Here is a 23,132-nt window from a genome sequence, read left to right as displayed (position 1 = left end):
CGCCATTTTTATTTGCTTTCCTTTTTTCCCTCATTATCCTTGCAGCAAACCTTTTTAATGAGAGCGTTTGGTGAATATCCTTATCCTCGGTCCAGGTGCGGTGGGCTCACTCTGGGCAACAAAATTTCAGCTTGCCGGACACAATGTTTCATTGTGGGGAAGAAGTTCAGAGAGACAACAATCACTTCAGTTGGATGACACACCCGCAACCGCATTCAGTAATCAAGATATTTCCTCCGTAAATAAAGCGGATCTCATTTTGATCACGGTAAAAGCTTGGCAAGTGGAAGACGCCATTCAGCCTTTGCTTCCTCATATCAATACAGACACGATTATCATGCTGATGCACAATGGTATGGGTACTGCCTCTGCCGTGGAGAAGGTTGTGCCAAACAATCCGATAGTGCTCGCAACAACGACGCACGGCGCATACAAACCAGATAACCAACACGTATCGCATACCGGTCACGGAACAACGCAAGCGGGTGGTTATAATGACAAAGGAATGCAGTGCGCTTTTCTGCAAGATGTTATGCATCATGCTCTTCCAGAGGTCATTTGGAATCCACACATCCAATCTGCGTTATGGACTAAGTTAGCAATTAACTGCGCGATTAACCCACTGACTGCGATTCACCAGTGTAAGAATGGTGAGCTTGCGCAGCCCGAGTTTAAGATACAACTCGAAAGCATCACTCAAGAACTGGTTGAAGTAATGAGTAAAGAAGGTATTGCTATCGAGTTTCGCTCTCTTTTCGATACGGTAATGCAAGTGGTGAACGCCACAGCTGAGAACTATTCTTCAATGAGGCAAGACGTATTCCATCAACGTCGAACGGAAATTGATTTTATAACCGGATACTTGTTAAAGGCTGCCGAGAAACATCGTATCAATACGCCTGAGAATTTAAAACTTTACCAACGCATCAAACAAATAGAACAAAGCTGGACAGAACAATGAGTAAGAAAATCTTAGTGCCAATAGCTCCAGGCACCGAAGAAATGGAAGCCGTCACCGTTATCGACATGATGGTTCGCGCGGGTTATGACGTTACAGTAGCGAGTGCTGCTTTTGATGGCTCATTGACGATGAAAGCTTCTCGCGGAGTCACACTAACTGCCGATTGTAAGCTAGTCGATATCGCTGATGATGAGTTTGACGCCATAGCGCTTTCTGGTGGTGTTGGTGGTGCAGAAATTTTTCGTGATAGCACGGTGATGATAGAAATCCTTAAGCAGCACATCTACGAGGGAAAATTGGTCGCTGCTATCTGCGCAGCACCGGCGTTGGTATTGCAACACCATGATCTTTTCCCACAATCACTGATGACCTGTCACCCGAGCTTTCAGTCACATATCCCGGAAGAGAAGTGGCGCAGCAAACGCGTGACCTTTGATATCAACCACAACCTGATCACCAGTCAAGGTCCGGGTACAGCTTTAGAGTTCGCGATGGAAGTAATCATTCAACTCTCAGGTAAAAAACACGCATGGTCAGTTGCTGAACCAATGATCCCTCTGCCTACTCTGCACTACCACAAGCTTGGTGAAGAATAATGTTTGACGTAAATGCTGTACGCGAGCAATTTCCTGCTCTAAACCAATCCGTCAACGATACGCCCTTAGTGTATCTAGATAGCGCAGCGACAACGCAAAAACCGCAATGTGTGATTAATGTCATCAGTCATTACTACAGTGCGCAAAATGCCAATGTTCACCGTGGCAGCCATAGTTTAACGGCTAATGCCACCAGCCAATTTGAAGCGGCACGAGAACGAGTGGCAAGCTTTATTGGTGCAAACAGCTCTAAAGAGATCATTTGGACACGGGGCGCAACCGAAGCACTGAACTTAATTGCTCAAACCTACGCCCGTAGCACGTTACAACCAGGTGATGAGATCTTGATTAGCGAGATGGAGCACCACGCCAACATCGTGCCCTGGCAAATCGTGGCAGAGCAAACGGGTGCTAAAGTCATTAAAGTTCCGATGACATCAGATTGCCAGTTCGACATCAGTGCATTTGAGGCGCTTCTGTCTGACCGCTGTAAAATTGTTGCTTGCGCGCAAATAACCAACGTAACAGGCACACGCCAACCTATAGAAAAAATCACTGAACTGGCGCACAACGTTGGCGCGGTTATTGTAGTTGATGGCGCGCAAGGCATCGTACATGAGCAACTTGATTTATCGGCATCAGATATCGATTTCTACGTTTTCTCAGGTCACAAACTTTATGCACCAGCAGGCATTGGGGTTTTATACGGCAAGCTTGAACTTTTGGAAGCCATGCCACCATGGCACGGCGGCGGTAAAATGGTTGAACGCGTTTCTTTCGAAAAAACGACGTTTTCTGCACTTCCTGGAAAATTTGAAGCGGGCACACCAAACGTTGCGGGCGCGATTGCTCTAGCGAAAGCCATTGAGTGGTACCAAGGTTTTGACCATCACGAAGTAGAGACTCATCTCCATGCGCTTCAGGATAAGGCCTACCAAGCACTAAGCGCTTTGGATGACATCCATATTCTAGGCTATCAACCGAATGCCTCTGTACTGACCTTCGTAATGGACGGCGTTCATCACCAAGATATTGCGACGCTGCTCGATCAACAAGGCATTGCGGTACGAGCAGGACACCACTGCGCTCACCCATTGATGGATGCGCTAAATGTGAAAGGCACGGTACGCGTCTCTTTTGGTATTTATAACACGACGAGCGATGTGGAAAGACTCATCGCCGCCGTTGAAAAAGCCGTCGACATGCTATAACGCCAACGGTTTGATTTGGAGTAACCAACAAGGTTACTCCATCTGCCTATCCAGAGTCGCCACGCAATTTCTGCCATTTCTTTTCGCAGCATAAAGCGCTTTATCTGCATGCGCATACAAACGTTTGGTGGTTTCATTTCTGCCTATTTCCACCACGCCTACACTCACCGTGACCGGAATTTCAATCTTTTCAAATTCGAACTGACAATTTTGAATGTGGGAACGTACTTCCTCTCCTACCTCTTTCGCCGCCGACAGAGAAGTTTCTGGCAAAATAATCGCAAACTCCTCCCCTCCGACTCTTGCGAAAATTTCGTCTTTGACGAGTAAGTGAGAAACCAAATCAGCTAACGTCTCTAAGACATAATCCCCCGCATCATGACCACGTTTATCATTGATGACTTTAAAAAAGTCCAAATCAAACAATAACAACGCGGAGTGATAGTTCGGCTCTTGAGCTTTAATGACCTCTTCTGTGAGCTTTTCGAAAAAGACACGTCGATTGTAGATATTGGTAAGAGCATCAATTTGGCTTTGATGGCGAAGAAGGGTTTCAACTCGGTGGCGATTGGAGATGTTGCGTGTAAGAATAAGGACAACGCGACGACCTCGGTATTTTATAGCGAGTGGGCAGATCTTGCCTTCGTAGTATAGGTCGCCTCTTGGCCCACTGTTAGCATCTATTCCCTGAATGCTGTCGGCGCACATCTTGTACTCGATCGTCACAATACTGTCTTGTTTCAGTGATCGACTGATCTGCTCGATAAACCAGTCAGCTTTATCTTTCTCGAGTACGCTGTGCAGCGTCTCACCTATCAAATTACTTCCATCGTGATAGGCTTTTTTATCTGTTCCTCCAAAAACATCAATATAGATACCATCTTCACTCAGAATAAAAGTGGGGTCTGGCATTCCGGATAACACGTCTTGCGCATGTTCCAAGGTGAATTGCATATAGGGAGGTTCCTAGCATTTGTATCTAAGTAACCCAATCGCTTCCAAGTGTGTTTCCACATTGGGGAATAGGAGCGAATGGGGCATATGTCTATTATCTAATATAGACAAATTTTAAATACAATTGAGTTTATAAAAACCAAGTGGGCAATATAATGAACCAGGATCAATAGAATGGTTAATTAACGCTAAAATAGTCGACCACTTGCATACTTTTTATCCATATGCAAAAAATATCTCAACTCAGATACAAAAAACGCCAAACAGTTAGGCTATTCGGCGTTTTTTAAGAGTTGGGAAAATGACTCGTTACACGGCGATTTGCTTAATCTGCTCTACAATAGCTTTCAAGCCATTACCACGTGACGGGCTTAAATGGGAGACAAGCCCCAGCTGATCAAAATAAGCATCAATATCAAATGCTTGAATTTGATCGGCCGTTTTACCGTCATAAGCAGCCATTACCAAGGCAATCAATCCACGGACGATACGCGCATCGGAGTCCGCACAAAAATGCCAAACGCCATCTTGCTCTTTGCTCACTAACCACACCAAGCTTTCACAACCCGAAACGGTAACTTGTTCTGATTTCAGCTCTTCTGGCATTTGTGGCAGCTTTTTACCCCACTGAATAACCTGACGGTAACGATCTTCCCAGCCTTGAAATTGCTGCATAGTCGCTACAATGTCTTCGCTGGTGATATCTGTACCAAATGGAGAAACGGGAAAATCTGTCATGATGCGCTCTTCTTCTAGTTTACTTCTTATATTTTGAAATCAACTTCTCAACGATTCGCGATACCGCGACAAAGCCAAACGTTGCAGTTACAACAGTCGCCGCACCAAAACCGCTAGCACAATCCATACGTTTTGGGCCTTCCGCTGTCGACTTCACACCACACACTGAACCGTCTGCTTGAGGATACTTCAGCTGCTCGGTTGAAAACACGCAATCAATACCAAACTTACGAGCCGGATTCTTAGGGAAGTTATGATGACGACGCAAGGTGTCTTTGATTTTCTTCGCTAGAGGATCTTGGATCGTTTTCGTTAAATCAGCGACCATGATCTGCGTGGGGTCAACCTGACCACCAGCGCCCCCCGTGGTGATCACTTTGATCTTGTTGCTGCGGCAATACGCCAACAAAGACGCCTTCGCTTTTACGCTGTCAATCGCATCTAGCACGTAATCAAACTCTTTGCTTAAGTACTCATGTTGATTGTCTGGCGTGATGAAATCATCAATCAGATTGACTTTACACTCTGGGTTGATCAATTTGACACGCTCGGCCATAACTTCAATTTTGCTTTGGCCAACGGTGCCCGTCATCGCATGAATTTGGCGGTTAATATTCGTGACACAAACATCGTCCATATCAATCAGAGTCAACTCACCGATCCCCGTACGAGCCAGCGCTTCCACCGCCCATGAACCTACGCCACCAATACCAATCACACAAACGTGTGCAGCGCGAAGAATGTCTACTTCACTGTTGCCATAAAGACGACGAGTGCCGCCAAAGCGTTGATTGTAGCTGTCAGATGCTGGGGTATCGAGTTCACGCATATTGAAGTCCAGATGATCGATAGAAAAACAAAGAGTGCGATTTATACGCACTCTTTGATGAAATGTCTAGATAAGAGAGTGTTCCTCTTTCTTGGGTCGCTATTGTAGCTTTTCTGGCGGTAAAGCCCAAGGCGCTTGAGTTGGTGAGTTTTCCAGCCCAAGTTTCCAAACTCGACCAAAATGCTTGTAGTGCCCTGCTTCCGTTCCTGCTCTCGCACCAATGCCATGATACAGATCCAAATGGTTCTGTTTTACAGCACCACCAGTGTCTAAAACGATCAGCATTCGCAGTTGATGCGCACCACTCCACGTACCATCGGCATTCAGCAGTGGCACTTCCGCCAAGATTGGAGTCCCCATTGGTAAGATAGAACGGTCACCCGCGACCGCGGCCATTGGCAACAAAGGAATACCAGCCGATCCCGTTACTGGCGCTTCCGCTTTTGGCGCAAAGAAGACGTAAGAAGGGTTTTGCTCCAACAACTCGCGTACTGTTGCGTCGTCGTTGTCCATTACCCATTCTTTAATCGCTTTGAGAGACATTTTTTCACGCGGCACTTCACCACGTTCAATCAAAATGCGGCCAATACTAACGTAAGCTTTATTATTTTTCCCTGCGTACGCGAAATACTCCAACGTATCATCATCTTCAAAATGCACATAGCCACTGCCCTGCACTTCCATCATAAACGGGTCAATACGGTTAGGTGCATAACCTAGCACTAAACCTTGGCCATCTAATGCCCCGTTGTAGATCTCCGCGCGAGTCGGACAATCTGATGAGCAGTTTGGCTTGCCATAAACTGGGTACTTAAAAATGTCGTTTGGTGTATGACGCAGTTCCATCACGGGAGAAAAGTATCCGGTAAACAGCACATTACCTTTTTTATCACCACCACCCAATTGCGCGGCTTGAATGCCAAACGCACTCAACGCACTGGTATCTCCGCTCTGTTGCGCCCACTCACTTAATCGTTGATATAGCGGTTGGTATATCTTCGCCATGGATGGTGACTTTATCACCACTTGCTCAGCTTGCTTGTTAAATTCAGTAAAATCGCGTGGTTTGTTAGACTCAACCACATCCACTTGATTGAGGATCTGAGGAAACTCACCATCAAGATATTGCTGAGCACGATCATTTTGTTGAGCACAGCCAAAGAGTAGGCTCAAAGAGATAATAGGAAGGAGTTTTTTTAACACGTGTCTTTTCCGTAAAAGAGAATAGCAAAAGAATGGCAAACAAATGCATACGGTGCAATTGAAAAGCAACGACAAAATGTTTCAACGCTAAGCCAATCCGTTTACTCGTTGTGAATTCATTCAGTTAATGCAACATGATAGCAGCGGAAGAATTACGGAATTGTCCGGATTATGTTTGAAAGTAAGATTTACTGATTGAGAGATGAAATTGTGATCATCCATGTGACTCACAGACGCAAGAGATCTCTGCTTAACAGACAAAGATAAAAACGACTATCTTACCGCAATCCTTGCACGCCCCTCTAAACGGAATACAGGTAGATAATGTGCATTGGCATTCAGCTTCATTTCTGCATGCTGCTTACCAACAAAATTGAAGTGCCGCTCATTTGAACCCACTCGATACGAAAACGAATCCCCATCGAATTCAAAACTGGTCGCCACTGTAGAACCATTTACGGTAACACCGCGCTCACTCAACACAAATTCTTCACGAGCATAAGGCGCAACATCTTGCTCAACCCAGCGACCATAAATTGTCGATTTGGGAATGGGCGGATTAATGGTTCGAGTAATCAAATCACTATACAGCATGCACACGACAACGGTTCCAACTATCGCTATAAGCATGAGAGAACGCTCTAGCCACTTACGAAGCATTGATTTAGGTGACGTTTTTGACAGATTGGAAGCAGTGATCGCAGCATTCTTATTAACAGCAGAAGACATGAGGTTCACGTATTGAGGAAAGACGCACCCATTGTAACCTTCCCTTTTAACGGGACCAAGAACCTACCTCAATATGTTTGTGCTTTATTCCAAAATTTCGCCTTGCCACTCAATGAATAAAAAGGCATTATTTTAACATAATTAGACAAAGGGATGACTGTAGTGAAAATTCGTAGTACTGCTCTCGTAAAAGGATTCCGTCAATCAACACCTTATGTCAATGCTCACCGCGGAAAAACCATGGTGATCATGCTGGGCGGAGAAGCCGTCGCACACAAAAATTTTGGCAATATTATTAATGATATCGCACTCATGCACAGCCTCGGAATCAAAGTCGTGGTGGTGTATGGTGCACGTCCTCAAATTAATCAGCTGCTAGAAAAACAAGACCTCACTACGCCTTACCACAAAAATATCCGCATTACGGATGAATCGGCTTTATCTGTTGTTATGCAAGCTGCCGGACAACTTCAGCTTGCGATTACTGCGCGCCTATCAATGAGCCTCAACAATACTCCGATGGCAGGTACCCAGCTCAATGTCGTTAGCGGAAACTACATCATTGCCCAACCACTCGGCGTTGATGATGGTGTGGACTATTGCCATAGTGGACGTATTCGCCGCATTGACACCGACGCGATTAATCGCACTCTTGATCAAGGTTCAATTGTTCTGCTAGGTCCCATTGCTAGCTCTGTGACTGGCGAGTGCTTCAATTTATTATCGGAAGAAGTCGCCACCCAACTAGCGATAAAGCTGGGTGCGGATAAGCTGATTGGTTTTTGCTCCGAACAAGGTGTCATTGATGACAACGGCAATGCTGTCGCCGAGTTACTACCAATTGAGGCGGAGCATGTCATCAAAACGCTTTCTGAAAATACGTCTCCTGACCTAGATTACAACACTGGGACACTGCGCTTTCTTAAAGGCTCTATTGCCGCTTGCCGTGCCGGAGTACCTCGTAGCCACTTGATCAGTTATAAAGTAGATGGCGCCTTAATTCAGGAGTTGTTCTCTTTCGACGGTATCGGTACCCAAGTTGTTATGGCGAGTGCTGAACAAGTGAGGCAAGCTAATATTGACGATATTGGCGGTATCTTAGACCTCATTCGCCCTTTAGAAGAACAAGGTGTACTCGTTAGGCGCTCTCGAGAGCAGCTAGAGCAAGAGATAGGAAAATTTACCATCATCGAAAAAGACGGCTTGATTATTGGCTGTGCTGCCCTTTATCCATACCCAGAGGAACGTAAAGCTGAGATGGCTTGCGTAGCGATTCACCCTGACTATCGTGATGGAAACCGAGGTTTGTTACTGCTCAACTACATGAAACATCGTTCTAAATCCGAAACCATTGATCAGATTTTTGTCCTCACGACACACAGTTTGCATTGGTTTAGAGAGCAAGGTTTTTACGAAGTCAGTGTCGACTATTTGCCTGGAGCCAAACAAGGGTTATATAACTTCCAGCGTAAGTCCAAAATCTTAGCGTTAGATTTATAGCTTAACCTTAAATCAGGGAGCGAAACTTAACGTTCCACTATACCAACTAACCTCAAAGGGCAGGATTTAGTTCATTAACGCTCAACCCTGCACATCGAGCTTGTTTAGGAACGAGTTTGTTTAGGAGTAAGGCCACACATAACCCCTACTCCGGACTAGCGGGTCATCATGTAAACCCAACTTAGATATGCGCAAACCATTGCTTGATTTTTGTTCCAATTTTATCTTTTAAATATACATTTGGTTGGCTATACTCTGCTCGCTAGTGATTGGTTTTTAACCAATACGAATGGATCTAGGTGATGTAATGTAGCCTTCACCCTAAAATACTGGGCAATTGAAAAACTAGTTAGCTCCGTATTGCACACCAAGGACAGTTGTTAATCTGACTTTAAATAAGCCGAGACGAGCACTGTTATGAGAACAATCATTTGTAATTCGCTTCAAAGCTTCTGGGATATGGCTGACAATCAGTTTTTAGAAGGCCTAGACGTCCACTGTGTTTTCCCCGTAAATGACGCTATCCGAGATTTTATTCTTGCTTATCAACAGCAATACAAAATACGCAGCGTGTCTTTTACCAATGCGTTTGCAAAACATGCATAAAAGAAGACCGAGCCATAAGCTCGGTCTTCTTTTACGTACGTAATCAATTCAAAACAAAATCATAGCTAACAAAGATGCAAAAATAGTGACTACGATAAAGATTAAAATAGTCCAGTACACTAGCCCAATACTTATGAACCACTTTGGGCAAACTCTACGAATATCTGTTAGCTTTCTTTTTTTGGCCAACTTAGGAAATGCAACTGCGGCAACAAGAGCTAATCCATGTATTAAGGCCCCAAAGTGAAATCCAGAAACTAAAGCAAGCTCAATATCTGTATAGTGCTCACTAGTATACGCATAGTGCTTTACTTTTTGCGGCGTGATAACAATAAGCAAAATACCTACTATCAGGTACCAAAAAACTAACAAAGCACCTGCAACAAAAAATGTAATAAAAGAAACTTCTAATAACTGCAAACTTCACCGACCTTCTATTCCAGCTCTCAAGTAATAGACATCCAAACCACCATTGAGGCTAAAGTGATCATAGCTAGCAGCAATAAAACGCTTATATAAATACGGCAAAGTCCGATGAATAGACCGGAGCAAACTTGATGAATATCAGCAAAGCCCCTTCTCCTCGCTAAAGTTGGTAAAGCGACCGCCGCTACTAAGCCTACACCATGTACTAAAGCACCAAAGTGAAAACCCGAGACTAAAGCTAACTCTACTTCTGAATAATGTTTCGGATTAAAAGCAAACCGCTTCACCTTTGGCGGTATAAAAAATATAAAAATTGCTCCGATAATAACGAACCATAAAAACGCTACTCCTCCGGCGATAAAGAAGGTTAGAAAGGACGAGTCGAGCAAAGTCATATTCAGTTGCCTTTTATATGCGAATGAGAAAGGAGAAATATACCTTTAAGGAAGAACCTTACTCAATAGCAATCCATTTTTCATGAAAACGAAATGGCGGATATAAGACCCGCCACAAAGAATCATCTTCGAAAATGTCACAATCACAAGTAAAAACTAATTCGTAAGCCGCTGTACTAATCCACTCGCACGAGTCGTTTTCACCTTAATGCCTCGCTTCAGAACATTGAGCTCGGCATAAAGAGCTAAACGCTTTTTCGCGCGGGTAATGCCTGTGTAAATCAACTCACGGGTTAATATCGGACTAAAGTCTGGTGGTAAAATCATCATGGTGTAATCAAATTCACTGCCTTGCGATTTATGGATAGTCATGGCGTAAGCCGTTTCATGTTCAGGTACTCGGCTTGGCAAGACCGATTTCACACTGCCGTCAGGTAACTCGAAAAAGACTTTCAAACGCGGTTCTTCTTCACTGTCATCTCGCATGCAAATACCAATATCACCGTTATACAAACCTAAACCGTGATCATTACGCGTAACCATGACGGGTCTGCCGTGATACCAAATTTCATCCTGAACCTGAATGAACTTGCGCGCCGCGAGCGCTTTCTCGATGCGTTGGTTTAACCCAGCCACACCGAAGTCACCTTCACGGATCGCGCACAGCAGTCGGCATTGGTTGAAGGTATCTAACACCGCTTTGGCTTTGTGCGTTAGCGACTCTGGCTCTCCGGTTTTAGGATCAGTTTCCTGTTGTCCAATGCGTTTGAGGTAACGACCGTATTCCTGCACCAACGTCTGCATCATTTGATTGTAATGTTGACTACTTAGTGCGAAATGTTCGATATCGGAAAAGTCACGCGCCAAGACGTTATCTACGCTCGCAGCAGAACCTGAGTTAACCGCTTTTGCCAACTGACCAATGCCTGAGCGAGCGTCAAATCGGTAGCTCTTTTGCAGCATACATAAACTATCAGCAATGCTAGATGCACTGTTACCCGTATGGGCTAAAGTATCGAAGCCCGTCAGTTTTGCGATGGCTGACGCCTGCTCTTTGCCATAACCCAACGCATGGAACGAACAGATATCACCCAACACTGCCCCTGCTTCAACTGAGGCAAGTTGATCTTTATCACCTAGCAAAATCAGCCGCGCATGTTTCGGTAAGGCATCGACCACTTTATACATCATTGGTAAATCGACCATCGACGCTTCGTCGATAACCAAAATATCCAAATGCAGTGGATTTTGCTTGTTGTGACGAAATTCTGCGCTATTAGGAATCGCACCCAGCAACCGATGTAAGGTACTCGATTCAGTCGGAATTTTGGCTTTTAGCTCCGGAGAAACTGGCAGCTCTTGCACCGCTTTACCAATGGACTCGGTTAATCGCGCCGCCGCTTTCCCCGTCGGGGCCACCAGCTTGATGGTTAGATTTTTCTCTTGCGTCGCCTGTTCAATCAAAGCAGCAAGCAATTTGGTTACTGTCGTCGTTTTACCCGTACCAGGGCCACCAGAAATCACAGCAAATCGACGAGTTAACGCAACCGCCGCCGCGACTTTTTGCCAGTTCACACAAGCTGAGAGTGGCACGAGTTCATCCAGTATTTGCAAATCTTGAACCTTGCGCGCATTGCTAAGCACGGAATCAATGGCGTGCCAATCCAACGATTCGCTTGCGACCACATCAAGGTGGTCACACACCAATTGCTGACGCAACACTTGGTTGCTGCTTCCCGCTTCTACTGCTTTGCCCAACGCGTTAAACAGAAAATGGTATTGGCGTGCGAACAGATGGTTGAGCAACTCCGATAATCGCGCAAACTCTTGTGGTTGCAAGTTAACTGCGGCGCCCAGCTGATTGAGCTTTTCCGCCAGTGTCACTTCATAATGCCAATAGCGATGCAGATACAGACGCTCACCATCGAACATTAAAGGCAAGGCTTCTCCTTGCGCGCCGACCACGCTGGAATTTTGTAATACTTGAATCCAGTCTATGCCTTGCAACTGTGTGTTAAGCGCCAATGCCGACTCACCAAACAGCCCTAGCTTACTGGCTAAATCCGTAGTTTGCCCTTGTGCATCGCACAGAGACAGACAGATATGTCCTTTACCAAGCTCACTACTGACAACACCAGCGATAAACGCCAGTGCTTGGCTGTCCGACTGTTCATCATGCGTTTGAGAATCAATAAAACAGGCGAATTGGTAGTCGAGCTGACGAATAGCACCTTTGTGCGCCAAGCGTTCCAACACTACCAATAGGCTATCTTGGTCAGAATGAAGATTGTGATTTGTCGTCATTAAAGTAGCTCCATCTGCCCGGCTTGAGTTGAGCGCGTTTCAAGTACTTGACCATCAATCAAACGATCCATCTCTTGTAAGAACTCGAAAGTTGGTTTCGCGGCAAAAATGCCGTGGTCACTCTGCCCATCCATGCCGCGCAAGAACAAGTAATACACGCCACCAAAGTGCTGTTCATAATCATAATTGGCCAATCGGCTGCGTAGGAAACGATGCAGGGCTAACGCATAAATCTGGTACTGCAAATCGTAGCGGTGATCTGCCATCGCCGATTTCAGAGCCTCACCATGATAGTGCGTCACATCGTCGCCAAGATGATTCGATTTCCAGTCAAGCACGTAGTATTTACCTTGATGTTCAAACACCAAGTCGATAAAACCTTTGAGCATGCCTTGCACGGTTTGGAAACCTAAATCCCCCGCTTTCGCCGACAACGGATCGTGACGTTGAATGACTCGGTTTAACGCCGGTGCAGACAAAACTTCAATCGGCAGCAAAAATTCCATCTCCACCAAACGTTGCGACGGTGCTTTTTGATTCAGCAGCAAAGACTTACCATCCAACGGCGTTGCGAGTACGGTATCAATCAATTGCTGTAAAATAGGTAGCCACTCTTCATCGAGCTGTTCGCTTTCCATCAAGCCAAGGATGATTTGTGTATTCTCTTCCGTAGTGGCTGGCTGAGTAAATTCAACTTCCTCAAACAAGCTGTGCAGGAACGTACCCGGACGCGCACCACGAGGGAAGGTAAAAATAGAGCGCTCTGGCTCCACCAAATCCGCTTCGTCTTGCTCTTCAGATGAGTCGATATCAAAACCCGTAATCTCAATCGTGGCATCATGCTCGGCGTGATGAGAGCCTTGCTTGACCAAGCCAGAATAACTGGTGATGCGCCAGTTTCTGTCGATAGGGTTTTGCAGTTCTTTCGCACTAAGATCGTGTATTTCTTCTTGTGGCGCTACGTACTTATCTTCGAGTTGCTGCGGCGGATCGGCCACAACGACACAATCAAGCTCGTCTTGTTGCTTTGTTAAACCTTGGTGCAAATCGTTAATGCCACCTTCTTGACCATTTTGAATCAAATAGCCAATCGCACTGCGGTGTACACCAGTTGGCTCTTTGGTCGAACGGCCATTGCGCAACGGTGAGGCACCGATAAAACACGCATAAACAGCACGCGTTAGTGCCACGTATATCAAGCGTAAGTCTTCCGCCAAACGCTCTTTGTCCGCTTGCTTCATGGACGCATCGTTGCCAGTGATATCCAGTACCGTGCGGTCATTGGCTGCATCGTAATATTTGGCTTCACTGGCTTCTCGATAGCTGAACACAAACGGCAGAAATACGAGGTCATACTCCAAGCCTTTTGATTTGTGAATAGTTACGATCTGCACTAAGTTACGTTCCGATTCTAAACGTTGGATTTGGTCATCACTGCCACCCAAACCGTTTTCCGCATCACTGATAGACTGAGCGAGCCAACGCAGCAGACCGTGATCGCTATCCAGTTCATTACTGGCGTGTTGAAGCAGTTCACCAATGTGCATTAAATCGGTAAGTACTCGCTCACCATTTTCACCCTGTGAACTCGCACCTTCTTCTAGTAATCGCTCGGCAATATGGCGTTTGCTGATCACCGCGCGCAACATCGGCAGCACACCACGTTGAATCCAAAGTTTGCGATATTCTTTGAATTCGTTTACGGCGTTTTCCCACACCACTTCATCGTTATTAAGTGCATCCAAACTTGCTGCGTCGAGGGCAAACAGCTCAGAAGCAAGACTTGCACGCAGCGCACGGTCATTTTCTGGAGTCAGCACCGCTTGCAGCAAACGCTGTAGATCCTGCGCCACTGAACTGGTAAACACACTGTCTCGGTTAGACAGGTACACGCTGGCAATGCCTTGTTCAGCCAGCGCTTGTTTGATCATTCGACCTTCACTACCTGTTCGAACCAACACCGCGATATCGCCCGCTTGAACCGCTTTCTGTTTTTCGCCATTCACCAGACACGCTTGCCCCTGTTGAGCCTGCGTCAAAATAGTTTGGATTTGGCTTGCAGTCGCCTCTGCCATTCGAGTCAAATACTCGCCTTTTGGTAGCGGTTTATCGTCCGCTTCTTGCAACCAATAGGTCAGCGCGGGTTGCTTTTGGCCACCCATAGTCCAAATGCGTTTTTCGGCATTGGGACTGTACCTAACGGGTAAGAACGGAATATCCGAATCATAGATAAATGGACTGTCTGGCAAAGCAAATACTTGGTTTACCGCCTGCACCATATCTGCGCTAGAACGCCAGTTGGTTCCTAACGTGTAGTGGGCACTTACTTGGTTACGCGCTTTGATATAAGTGAAAATGTCTGCGCCACGAAAGCCATAAATCGCCTGCTTGGGGTCCCCGATCATAAACAAACCACATTCCGGGTTGTTCAGATAAATACGGCTGAAAATACTGTATTGAAGCGGGTCGGTATCTTGGAACTCGTCAATCATTGCGACAGGATACAAAGTACGAATACGCGCAGCTAAAAGCTTGCTTTCGTCCGTATCGATAGAAGCAGAAAGTTGTGTCAGCAAATCATCGAAAGAGAGCCACTGTTTTTGATTTTTCGCGTTAGCCAGCATCACACGACAATGTTCAATCGCATGAGCAAGCAGTGGCGCTTTTAAGCTGATTGGGTTGGCAAGAAATGTTTCAATGACTTCAAATACCGCATGCTGCGGCGCACTGCCTTTCGGTGTTTTTTCCAACAAGACGTTTTGCGCGAATTTCTCCAGCTTGTCTGGATAATCGTAACCTGTAGTTTCCGTTGCCGCCCAAGCGTTTACCGCCTCCAACCACGTCGGCAGAGACTTTTTGGTATAGCTACGTTTGTTAATATCTGAATCTGAAATTAGCGTTAAGAAGTCATCTTGGCTTTCTCGCCACTGTGCTTTTAATTCATCAATTTTTTTCAAATTTTCAGTATGAAGATCAGCCAAACTGCCTTTCATTGCTGGAACAGAAAGGCTTAACGGCGCACCAGTTAAGTAATTGCTGATGTCAGACAACAACGCAGATGGAGAGCCCCATAGCTGGCGAATTTCTCCAGCCAACGTAAATGGCAACGGGTAGAAATTGCGACGCCAGTAATCGGCTACAACTTGCGCTTTTAGGTGACTTTCATCGGTCACAAACTCGTTATTAAATCGGCTGCCAGATTCAAACGCATTTTGCGTTAGCATACGTTGGCAAAAACCGTGAATGGTGTAGACCGCCGCCTCGTCCATCTGACGCTCTGCCTGCAATAAAATTTCTGCGGCTTGCTTGTGATCGTCAAACTCATTAAGCAAAGGTTGGATCACCGGGTCGGAACTCTGTCCACGCGCAAACGCGATTCGCGCATCATGGATTCTTGCCCTGATACGATCGCGTAATTCCGCAGTTGCCGCTTCGGTAAAGGTTACGACCAGAATTTGGTCGACCGTAAGCGGTACGCGATGTCGAGTTTCCGCGCTGCCGTGACCAAGCAAAAGGCGCAGATATAAACCTGCAATAGTGAAGGTTTTACCTGTACCTGCTGATGCCTCGATTAACCTCGCACCATGCAGAGGAAACGTCATCGGTTCTAGTGGCGTTGGTTGAGGTTGCTCTGTGCGGTCTAATGTATGTAGAGGACACTCTGCACCTGACATTTGATCCATAACGCTGAATCTCTCCGGATTATTTACTAGGACGTATCACCTAATAAATGTGATCTATAGTTAAAAATTCTATTAATATGTTTAACAAGTTGGATAATTTAGAGCTTTGTGAGATCTTTCTCACGGTTATCCATAAGACATACCGTTAGTATGCGCCCCACGAGATAAGCCAAACCTTTTGGCGGCACAACTCAAATGAATTAAACAAAAGTATCATGGTCCCTCTGACCTTGTGGCCGTACAGCGAACGCCCTACAAAAAATAATGATTTTCTGGCGGCCACCCTACTCTTCCTTCTCTTTATCCAACTGTCTTTATTACGCTTTTACGTCATCAGCGTCTTGAACCGCTAAGCGCGCACCTTGCAAAACTAATGCTGTCAGCAAACGAACTTCTGAGGCCAACTCATCATTCCAAGCAGGCCAAATTCGAGAGATGTACGCATTATTGCCTTCGCCCGGGCTCATGAAGCCATCATTGAATGCGTCAGCCATTTTCTTCAAAGATTTCTCTTCGTCATCTACCCACTGACCGCGACTAAAGCCCGCTTCAACACAAGCCAACGCCGTTTTCGGGAAATAAGGCAAAGGCTTAGTCATGCCTTCGAAGAGTAAGCGAACTAATTCAGTCAGTAGCTGTTTGGCATACTGAGCATCGGCAATTTCTGGGTAGATCAAATGCAGCGCGCCTTCTTTACGATCGTAACCAATGATGTGGGTTTTCTTAGCATGACCCGACGCCGACATGGCAAGGTGATCGATCCACGCAGCAAGGTAATCCTGCGAGCGAATCTTACCGCTTCGATAGCGAATCAAACCGGATTGGTAGCATTGAGTTAGCCAACCTGTTAGGCGAACGTTTTTCTCTTCGCCTTCATTTCGCTCAAACAAGGAATCAAACGTCAGGTCGATTTCCAAATCGTCTTGAGGCGCACCAGATAAAAACGCCAGTTTATCCACCAGCTCTTCCGCCTGAACTCGGTTGGTTTCAAACTCGATATCACCAAACGCCCCCACCGGCAGTTTGCCTTGCGCGCGCTGTTGACTCATAAAGTGTTTAAGCACCTCTGTTTTTTTCTCTGGCTGCATCAATGTCGTTTCAAGCAAGGTTTCTAACAGCTCATCACGCATTTGATAGCTTTCCAAACCACCTAAAACAAAGGGTTCGTCGTCTTCCATCACCGGTAGCGGCGGTTCAAAGATTACTTTTAAACGACGATTGAAAAAATACTGCACAGGTAAGCGCCAGAAACGTTGCAACTCTACTAAGTCGAGCTCAAGTGGGAACGTCGCTCCTAACAGATAGTCGTCTAATGCCCGATTAAAATCACGACGAACATAGCCTTGCGATTGACTACTTTGAGTCAATGCCGCCGGAATCCACTCTTTCGCGTAGCTGGCGTGCATGCCTTGGAACGCCCTTGGGCTAAACGGCACCATGGCGTGGGTATTCACCAACGCATTTAATAAGTTGTCGCCAGACTCATCAACGGGCAACGCTTCATCACCACTTAAACAATAGTTTTGGTGACAGTATTCCATCAGCTCAGAAACCAGAACCGAAGGCACTCGCTCGGTGTTGTCTTGGATTGAACGGCCAACATAACTGATGTAGAGCGTTTGCTGTGCAGACAACATCGCTTCGAGGAATAGGTAACGGTCATCATCTCGGCGCGAACGGTCGCCCGGCTTGGTTCTTCCCGTCATCAAGTCAAAGCCTTCTGGCGGCATGGAGCGTGGGTACACGCCGTCATTCATCCCCAGTAGACAAACGGTTCTAAACGGAATAGAGCGCATCGGCATCAGAGTACAAAAGTTCACTTGACCAGCAAGGAAGCGCTGGCTGACTCGTGTGCCAGATAATTTGTTTTGAAGGTATTGGCTGATGATCGACGGCGATAACGCATCATCAAATGCGGCATCAGCTAATTGCTCTTTGAGTTGGCTGAGCGTATCGCGAATGGATTTGAGCGCCATTTCGCCTTCTAACTCAACAGAGAAGAAGTCATCCAGCAGTGAAACCAAAGTCTCTCGCCAACCATCGATAGTTTGAACATGAGAAAGTTTGCTTCGATAAGTGCTAATTTGTTGGATAAAGTGTGCCAACTTGCCCGCCAGCTCTGCGCCCATGCCTTGCACTTCGTTGTACGGAGACAAACTGCCTTGCTCGGTTTCAAACAAACCAGCGGATTCTGGCATCGCGTAGCCAAGCAACATTCGTTGAATACCAAATTGCCATGTGTTTTGACGAGTTTCCGGCAGTTCAAATTCGCGTCCGGTATTGGCATCCAACCCCCAGCGAATTCCCGATTCTTCAACCCATTGTTTGGCTTGTAAGAAATCATCTTCGCTGAGTTCAAAACGCTTTAATATCGCTGGAGTTTCCAGAAGTTCGAGTAGTTCTGATGCCAAACAGCGCGTATTGGGTAAGTTCACCAACTGCATAAATGCGGCCAGAATTGGGCTCTCTTGATCGGCGGTTCGGTCAGAAATCGAATAGGGAATAAAACGCTCACCCGGTGCGTTACCAAAGACCGCCTGAATCGCAGGGCTGTAAGCGTTGATGTCCGCGACCATCACGATAATATCGCGCGGTTTTAACGTTGGGTCAGCGTCGAACATCGCCAATAGTTGATCATGCAGCACTTCCACTTCACGCATCGGGCTGTGACAAGCGTGTAGGCTCAGTGATTTATCACCCAAGCTAACCACTTGTTTGTGATGACTGTTTTCAATCTGTTGGTCATCTTGATGTTCTTCAAGATTGAGAATATCCGCTTGCAATTGATGGAGCAGACTGTCGCGCTCAACATCAACAAAGGCTTCAATTTCATGAGATTCCAGCTGAGACAACAGATACATATTGTCGCGCCCGAGTTTACCCATGGATGCCAACAGACTGTTTCCGACCACATCGGTGTGCAGCTCATCGATCACATTATCTTCCAGTGATCCTTTCAGTTGCTCAGTTTCACCTTGCACTTCCGAGTGATCGTCCTGCCACACAACGTGCTGACGATGTTTCGCCGCCAAACGAGCCAGATATTTGCGATCTCGAACTTCACCCCAGTAATAACGACACGGGTTGGTGAACATCAGATGCACGTCGATATGCTCACCAATTGCTTTTAGCGCATCCATATAGCGAGGCGGCAACGAAGAAATACCAAAAACAAACAAACGCTTGGGTAAATGGTCAAAATTGCCGTTAAAACTCGCTAACGTGTCGATAAAGTGCTCATAAAGATTGGCACGGTGATATGGAGACTGCCCTAACGACACAGTGTGATCATACAACGCTTGCCATAAGATCGGCTGCCACGGATGCTCATCTTCCAGCTCTGGCACACTCTGCCCAGCTTCCCAACTTGCGATCCATTCCGGACGATACACCAAGTAACCATCGAAAATATCGGCAATTTTCTCAGCCAGCTGATACAGCTTAGAGTGGTCACTGTCATCTTTGAGGTACTGCGCTAACGGCGAAAACACCTCTTGGTTGAGAAGCCCCGGCAGCAGATGCATCAACTTCCACGTCATCGCTTCTTTGTTAAACGCACTGCGTTTTGGCACGTCTGGCAACACCTGCGTAAACATTTCCCAAATGAAAGTAGCAGGGAGCGGAAAATCAATGTTCGCGGCAACACCAAACTCTTTGGCCAATTCCATTTTTAGCCACTGGGACATGCCCGGACTTTGAACCAGAATTTGTTCTTTTTCGAACGGGTTTTCCAGCGGACTGATTCGAATCAGTTCGACAAGGAGTGATTTAAGAACGTCAACTTGGTTGGAGTGATAAACAGTAAACAAATTGGGAATACCGAGCGCCGATTGAAACTGTTAGCTAGCTTAGCACAGCCCCATTTAAACCCGCAGTGATCTCGCGTTCGGAAAAAACAAAAGGTTATATATCACTCAAATAGAGTATGAATCTTCTGAATTTTCACATGTCAATCAAGTCTGACACTTCCATACAAAATGTGACATTCGTCGCAACTATTCCATAATAAAAAACACTGTTTTATACTCCCTCTACCCATAATTTATAAACAAACAAAAAGTATGTTTCGCAAACTGTCTTCCAACAGCGCTTGGCTGATTGCTTTTTTTGCTTGCTTTGCAGTGTACCTGTCGATCGCTTGTTATCCTTTTGTGTTGTCTAACAATCAGAATGAACCGCTAACCTTGTTGCAAGGTTACTATTTGGTTTCGACTCAATATGGCTGGCTGGGCTTGATCGCTCTTCCATTTATGTTGTTGAGTTTATTGCTCTCTTTTCTACCGACTCGAGCATTCAAAGGTATCGTGATCGCTATCGCGATCTGTCTATTGATCATGTTTAAAGTCGATATCCTCGTTTTTCAGCAATACAAACTTCACATCAACGCCCTATTAATCCGTATGTTTTTCGAAGGTGGCGGTGATGTCTTCGATATTTCTTGGATGAGTTGGCTTATCTTCGTCAGTGAAGTTGCCGTTCTGGTGATCGGGCTCGCCTGTACCGTTTGGGTAAGTAATAAACTGGCACAAAGCCGAGCTAAGTTCGTTTTGATCAGCGTTTGGTTTGCTGTATTGCTTAGCACGCAGATGATTCATGCGTACAAAAACGCACTTTACGACGATGAAGTCAGTCAGTTTTCGAATAACTGGCCACTTTACTACCCGCTGACGGCTCGTAAATTTATTTACAAACACGACCTAGTGGATGAGAACATTGCATCGAAGAACCGCGTAGAGTTAACCAACATTGAACGTAGCTCACTCAACTACCCGCTTGCGCCGATTCAAGTGCAAAGCAAAGAGAAACAGCCCAATGTTTTGTTTATCTTGGTTGACGCGTGGCGCTACAGTGATGCGACGCCGGAAGTCATGCCAAATGTCAGCAAGTTCGCCGAAAAAACGGTGAATTTCACACAACATATGAGCGGCGGCAACTCAACTCAAGCGGGTATTTTCAGCCTATTTTACAGCTTGCCCGCAACCTACTGGGAAAGCTTTTACGCAAGCCAACGCCCTCCTGTGTTTATGGATACGCTGCAAGCAGAAGGCTACCGCATGGGCATTTTTGGCTCAGCACCGCTCACCAGCCCGCCACTCTCTCGCACGGTATTCAAAAAAGTGTCGGACTTGACCCTGAAACAAACTGGGGAAACAGCCGTCGAGCGCGATCAGCAGATAACAGACAAGTTCATCGAGTTCCAAAAGCAGGATAGCGACAAGCCGTACTTTGGTTTTCTGTTCTACGATGCCGCCCACGGTACGGTGTTTCCCGAGCCTGAATTTGCGAAATTCAAACCATACTGGGAACGCGTTGACCACATTTTGCTCAACAACGATTTTGACGCTTCGCTTTACCATAATCGATACAAAAACTCGTTGTACTACATCGATAGCTTGATTGGTGATGTGCTGAAAAACGTCGACTTAGACAATACCATTGTGGTGATTTCATCAGATCATGGTGAAGAGTTTAATGACCATAAGATGAACTATTGGGGCCACACGGGTAACTACAGTGACGTTCAAGTACATGTGCCTCTTTACGTGTACATGCCAAATCGTCAGCCAGAGCAAGTTGATTACCGCACGACCCATTTTGACGTCGTGCCAACCATGATGAATACGCTGTTTGACGTTCAAGGCACAACGAGTTCATACAGCGTTGGTCATAACTTGTTTGATAGCTCTGCCTCTCGCGATTGGTATATTGCAGGCAGCTACTACAACTATGCATTGGTCGGCAAAGAACTGATGCTTGTGGTCAACCCTGGCGGGCACTCTCAGCAACTGAATCGCCAGTTAAAAGTCGAGAAAGAACAGAAAGTTCCTGTCGATATCATTCGTCATTCTCTGGATGAGATGTCGCGATTTTACAAAAAAGGCTAGCGTCCAACATCGACGCCGATTGAAATAAAAAAGCCTCTTGGTTGTAAGACCAAGAGGCTTTTTCCTCTCTGCTATTTAAGCGTGATGAGCGTGCATCAAGCGTGGCTGAATCAATAAGTTGTTGATGTATTGTAAAGCCACATAAGAGACAACAAATGTTGCCACAATCAACTCAAGACCAGCTAAGCCTCGCACTTGTTGAACATAGTGCGCAGCCAATCCTTGCAACTCCATCCAATTCGCCATTTTAAACAGCGCCGTCGCACCGATCACCATCGGGAAGGTAAACGCTGCATAGCCAGGGCTGAATGGCAGTCTAAGCAATTTAAAGAACGCGAGATATATGATGGCTGTCATCAATACCGCGATACCAAATAGCATAGCGATGATCACTGGTGATGGTGTCGCAGTGACCGTTAAGTACCCTGCCAATGATAGACTTGCTGGCGCTGCCATGATTGCCATTGTTGGTTTCGCTGCATCCGGAATTTCATGGGTGAACATGAAACGGTAAATCATCATCGGCAACATGATCGCGTACGCCACCATACCAAACATCAATGCACCTTGTGCCACTGGTGCTAGCATCGGGTTGCCAGAGAAAGACACATCCGCAACGATGATACCCACAGGCGGTACAAACCAACTAGGAACCATGTGGTGCAATTCAAAATCTTTGGCGCGATGGTAAACAAAGCTCACCAAGAATACGATGTGCAAAACCACCGCAATCAGCCAAAGCGCATCGCCAGCTAATGGGTAAAAATGGCCGAGAGAGTTCGATACCACCATAGTGCCCATCGCAAATGTCGGAACCACGCTGCCCACAACCGGATGAGCAAGATCTTGTCTCAATAGATGATTATGTAGCAAAAACTTGGTTGCCAATATAGCCAACAATATGCTCGCGATACCCGCACTAATCCACTGTCCGTAGCCATGTAATTCGGCGAAGTTTTCCCAACTCCAGCCCAAGCTTGCAATACCAAGAGCCAAACCCGCCATTGGAGTTGGCGCTCCCATTACTTTTGCTTTTGTTCTTTGAATCATGATGACCTCAACCAGACTCACTCTTGATGAGACGTATAATACGCTTGCACTTCGTTCCGATA

Annotated in this window: 17 protein-coding genes; 6 read left to right on the top strand and 11 right to left on the bottom strand. The window is 46.0% G+C overall.

The window, feature by feature from the left end; all coding sequences use genetic code 11:
* Window positions 1–70: 70 nt before the first annotated feature.
* The 3 genes from panE to csdA are packed head-to-tail and all read left to right on the top strand — an operon-like array spanning window position 71 to window position 2,768.
* Entirely contained in the window at window positions 71–961 is an 891-nt protein-coding gene (panE, locus tag R8N46_RS14505) for a 2-dehydropantoate 2-reductase (RefSeq protein WP_213912250.1), read from the top strand.
* Window positions 958–1,557, top strand: a complete 600-nt coding sequence (locus R8N46_RS14500) for a DJ-1 family glyoxalase III (protein WP_006742560.1) — start codon at window positions 958–960, stop codon at window positions 1,555–1,557. The genes panE and R8N46_RS14500 overlap by 4 nt, the downstream gene beginning before the upstream one ends.
* Entirely contained in the window at window positions 1,557–2,768 is a 1,212-nt protein-coding gene (csdA, locus tag R8N46_RS14495) for a cysteine desulfurase CsdA (RefSeq protein WP_025768229.1), read from the top strand. Before R8N46_RS14500 ends, csdA begins: the two co-directional genes overlap by 1 nt.
* Before the next feature lie 33 nt (window positions 2,769–2,801).
* Here the strand turns inward: csdA and R8N46_RS14490 are convergent, their stop codons facing one another.
* From R8N46_RS14490 to R8N46_RS14470, 5 genes are all read right to left on the bottom strand, one after another.
* Window positions 2,802–3,722, bottom strand: a complete 921-nt coding sequence (locus R8N46_RS14490; RefSeq protein ID WP_115386260.1) for a GGDEF domain-containing protein — start codon at window positions 3,720–3,722, stop codon at window positions 2,802–2,804.
* A 309-nt stretch (window positions 3,723–4,031) separates the two neighbouring features.
* The gene (gene csdE / locus R8N46_RS14485; RefSeq protein ID WP_005380244.1) at window positions 4,032–4,460 is read right to left on the bottom strand and encodes a cysteine desulfurase sulfur acceptor subunit CsdE; all 429 of its coding nucleotides are present in this window, start codon (window positions 4,458–4,460) and stop codon (window positions 4,032–4,034) included.
* A gap of 19 nt (window positions 4,461–4,479) precedes the next feature.
* Complete coding sequence (gene tcdA, locus R8N46_RS14480) at window positions 4,480–5,289, bottom strand: tRNA cyclic N6-threonylcarbamoyladenosine(37) synthase TcdA (RefSeq protein WP_005380241.1); 810 nt, start codon at window positions 5,287–5,289, stop codon at window positions 4,480–4,482.
* A 99-nt stretch (window positions 5,290–5,388) separates the two neighbouring features.
* Entirely contained in the window at window positions 5,389–6,492 is a 1,104-nt protein-coding gene (gene mltA, locus R8N46_RS14475; protein WP_005391723.1) for a murein transglycosylase A, read from the bottom strand.
* Between the two features lie 273 nt (window positions 6,493–6,765).
* Window positions 6,766–7,221 (bottom strand): DUF2850 domain-containing protein, encoded by a 456-nt coding sequence (locus R8N46_RS14470; protein WP_115386261.1) that lies wholly within the window; start codon window positions 7,219–7,221, stop codon window positions 6,766–6,768.
* 162 nt (window positions 7,222–7,383) lie between these two features.
* Between R8N46_RS14470 and argA the strand changes: the two genes are divergently transcribed.
* Window positions 7,384–8,721: an amino-acid N-acetyltransferase gene (gene argA, locus R8N46_RS14465; RefSeq protein WP_012841478.1), complete on the top strand. Its 1,338-nt coding sequence runs from the start codon at window positions 7,384–7,386 to the stop codon at window positions 8,719–8,721.
* Window positions 8,722–9,138: 417 nt separating this feature from the next.
* Window positions 9,139–9,327, top strand: coding sequence for a hypothetical protein (locus R8N46_RS14460; protein ID WP_005380230.1), 189 nt, complete (start codon window positions 9,139–9,141; stop codon window positions 9,325–9,327).
* A gap of 48 nt (window positions 9,328–9,375) precedes the next feature.
* On the opposite strand, the gene R8N46_RS14455 is transcribed toward R8N46_RS14460, so the two are convergent.
* The 5 genes from R8N46_RS14455 to recC all read right to left on the bottom strand — a co-directional run bounded on the left by R8N46_RS14455 (window position 9,376) and on the right by recC (window position 19,944).
* On the bottom strand, window positions 9,376–9,747 hold the full coding sequence (locus R8N46_RS14455; protein WP_031780957.1) for a hypothetical protein: 372 nt from the start codon (window positions 9,745–9,747) through the stop codon (window positions 9,376–9,378).
* A 26-nt stretch (window positions 9,748–9,773) separates the two neighbouring features.
* Complete coding sequence (locus R8N46_RS14450) at window positions 9,774–10,148, bottom strand: hypothetical protein (protein WP_020841197.1); 375 nt, start codon at window positions 10,146–10,148, stop codon at window positions 9,774–9,776.
* Between the two features lie 156 nt (window positions 10,149–10,304).
* Window positions 10,305–12,452: an exodeoxyribonuclease V subunit alpha gene (recD, locus tag R8N46_RS14445; RefSeq protein ID WP_213972455.1), complete on the bottom strand. Its 2,148-nt coding sequence runs from the start codon at window positions 12,450–12,452 to the stop codon at window positions 10,305–10,307.
* Window positions 12,452–16,126 (bottom strand): exodeoxyribonuclease V subunit beta, encoded by a 3,675-nt coding sequence (recB, locus tag R8N46_RS14440; protein ID WP_213972466.1) that lies wholly within the window; start codon window positions 16,124–16,126, stop codon window positions 12,452–12,454. Before recB ends, recD begins: the two co-directional genes overlap by 1 nt.
* A 326-nt stretch (window positions 16,127–16,452) precedes the next feature.
* Window positions 16,453–19,944 (bottom strand): exodeoxyribonuclease V subunit gamma, encoded by a 3,492-nt coding sequence (gene recC, locus R8N46_RS14435; RefSeq protein ID WP_213972456.1) that lies wholly within the window; start codon window positions 19,942–19,944, stop codon window positions 16,453–16,455.
* Window positions 19,945–20,196: 252 nt separating this feature from the next.
* On the opposite strand from recC, the gene R8N46_RS14430 reads away from it, so the two are divergent.
* Window positions 20,197–22,020 carry a DUF3413 domain-containing protein gene (locus R8N46_RS14430; RefSeq protein WP_213972457.1) on the top strand — a complete coding sequence of 608 codons (1,824 nt, stop codon included), beginning with the start codon at window positions 20,197–20,199 and terminating at the stop codon, window positions 22,018–22,020.
* 75 nt (window positions 22,021–22,095) lie between these two features.
* On the opposite strand, the gene R8N46_RS14425 is transcribed toward R8N46_RS14430, so the two are convergent.
* Window positions 22,096–23,070, bottom strand: coding sequence for a TDT family transporter (locus R8N46_RS14425; protein WP_017636010.1), 975 nt, complete (start codon window positions 23,068–23,070; stop codon window positions 22,096–22,098).
* Window positions 23,071–23,132: the final 62 nt, after the last annotated feature.

The organism is Vibrio sp. 1874, assembly GCF_033344395.1.
In the GTDB taxonomy this organism is placed as follows: domain Bacteria; phylum Pseudomonadota; class Gammaproteobacteria; order Enterobacterales; family Vibrionaceae; genus Vibrio; species Vibrio alginolyticus.
The sequence above is the reverse complement of the archived record's forward strand: the minus strand, read 5'-3'. Positions and strand labels throughout refer to the sequence as shown.

Excerpts from the sequence above, each read along its gene's own strand:
- R8N46_RS14450 (WP_020841197.1), bottom strand. The coding sequence starts at position 10,148 with ATGACTTTGCTCGACTCGTCCTTTCTAACCTTCTTTATCGCCGGAGGA.
- recB (WP_213972466.1), bottom strand. The coding sequence starts at position 16,126 with ATGTCAGGTGCAGAGTGTCCTCTACATACATTAGACCGCACAGAGCAA.
- csdA (WP_025768229.1), top strand. The coding sequence starts at position 1,557 with ATGTTTGACGTAAATGCTGTACGCGAGCAATTTCCTGCTCTAAACCAA.
- R8N46_RS14425 (WP_017636010.1), bottom strand. The coding sequence starts at position 23,070 with ATGATTCAAAGAACAAAAGCAAAAGTAATGGGAGCGCCAACTCCAATG.
- R8N46_RS14430 (WP_213972457.1), top strand. The coding sequence starts at position 20,197 with ATGTTTCGCAAACTGTCTTCCAACAGCGCTTGGCTGATTGCTTTTTTT.
- csdE (WP_005380244.1), bottom strand. The coding sequence starts at position 4,460 with ATGACAGATTTTCCCGTTTCTCCATTTGGTACAGATATCACCAGCGAA.
- recD (WP_213972455.1), bottom strand. The coding sequence starts at position 12,452 with ATGACGACAAATCACAATCTTCATTCTGACCAAGATAGCCTATTGGTA.
- R8N46_RS14470 (WP_115386261.1), bottom strand. The coding sequence starts at position 7,221 with ATGTCTTCTGCTGTTAATAAGAATGCTGCGATCACTGCTTCCAATCTG.
- R8N46_RS14490 (WP_115386260.1), bottom strand. The coding sequence starts at position 3,722 with ATGCAATTCACCTTGGAACATGCGCAAGACGTGTTATCCGGAATGCCA.
- tcdA (WP_005380241.1), bottom strand. The coding sequence starts at position 5,289 with ATGCGTGAACTCGATACCCCAGCATCTGACAGCTACAATCAACGCTTT.
- R8N46_RS14500 (WP_006742560.1), top strand. The coding sequence starts at position 958 with ATGAGTAAGAAAATCTTAGTGCCAATAGCTCCAGGCACCGAAGAAATG.
- R8N46_RS14460 (WP_005380230.1), top strand. The coding sequence starts at position 9,139 with ATGAGAACAATCATTTGTAATTCGCTTCAAAGCTTCTGGGATATGGCT.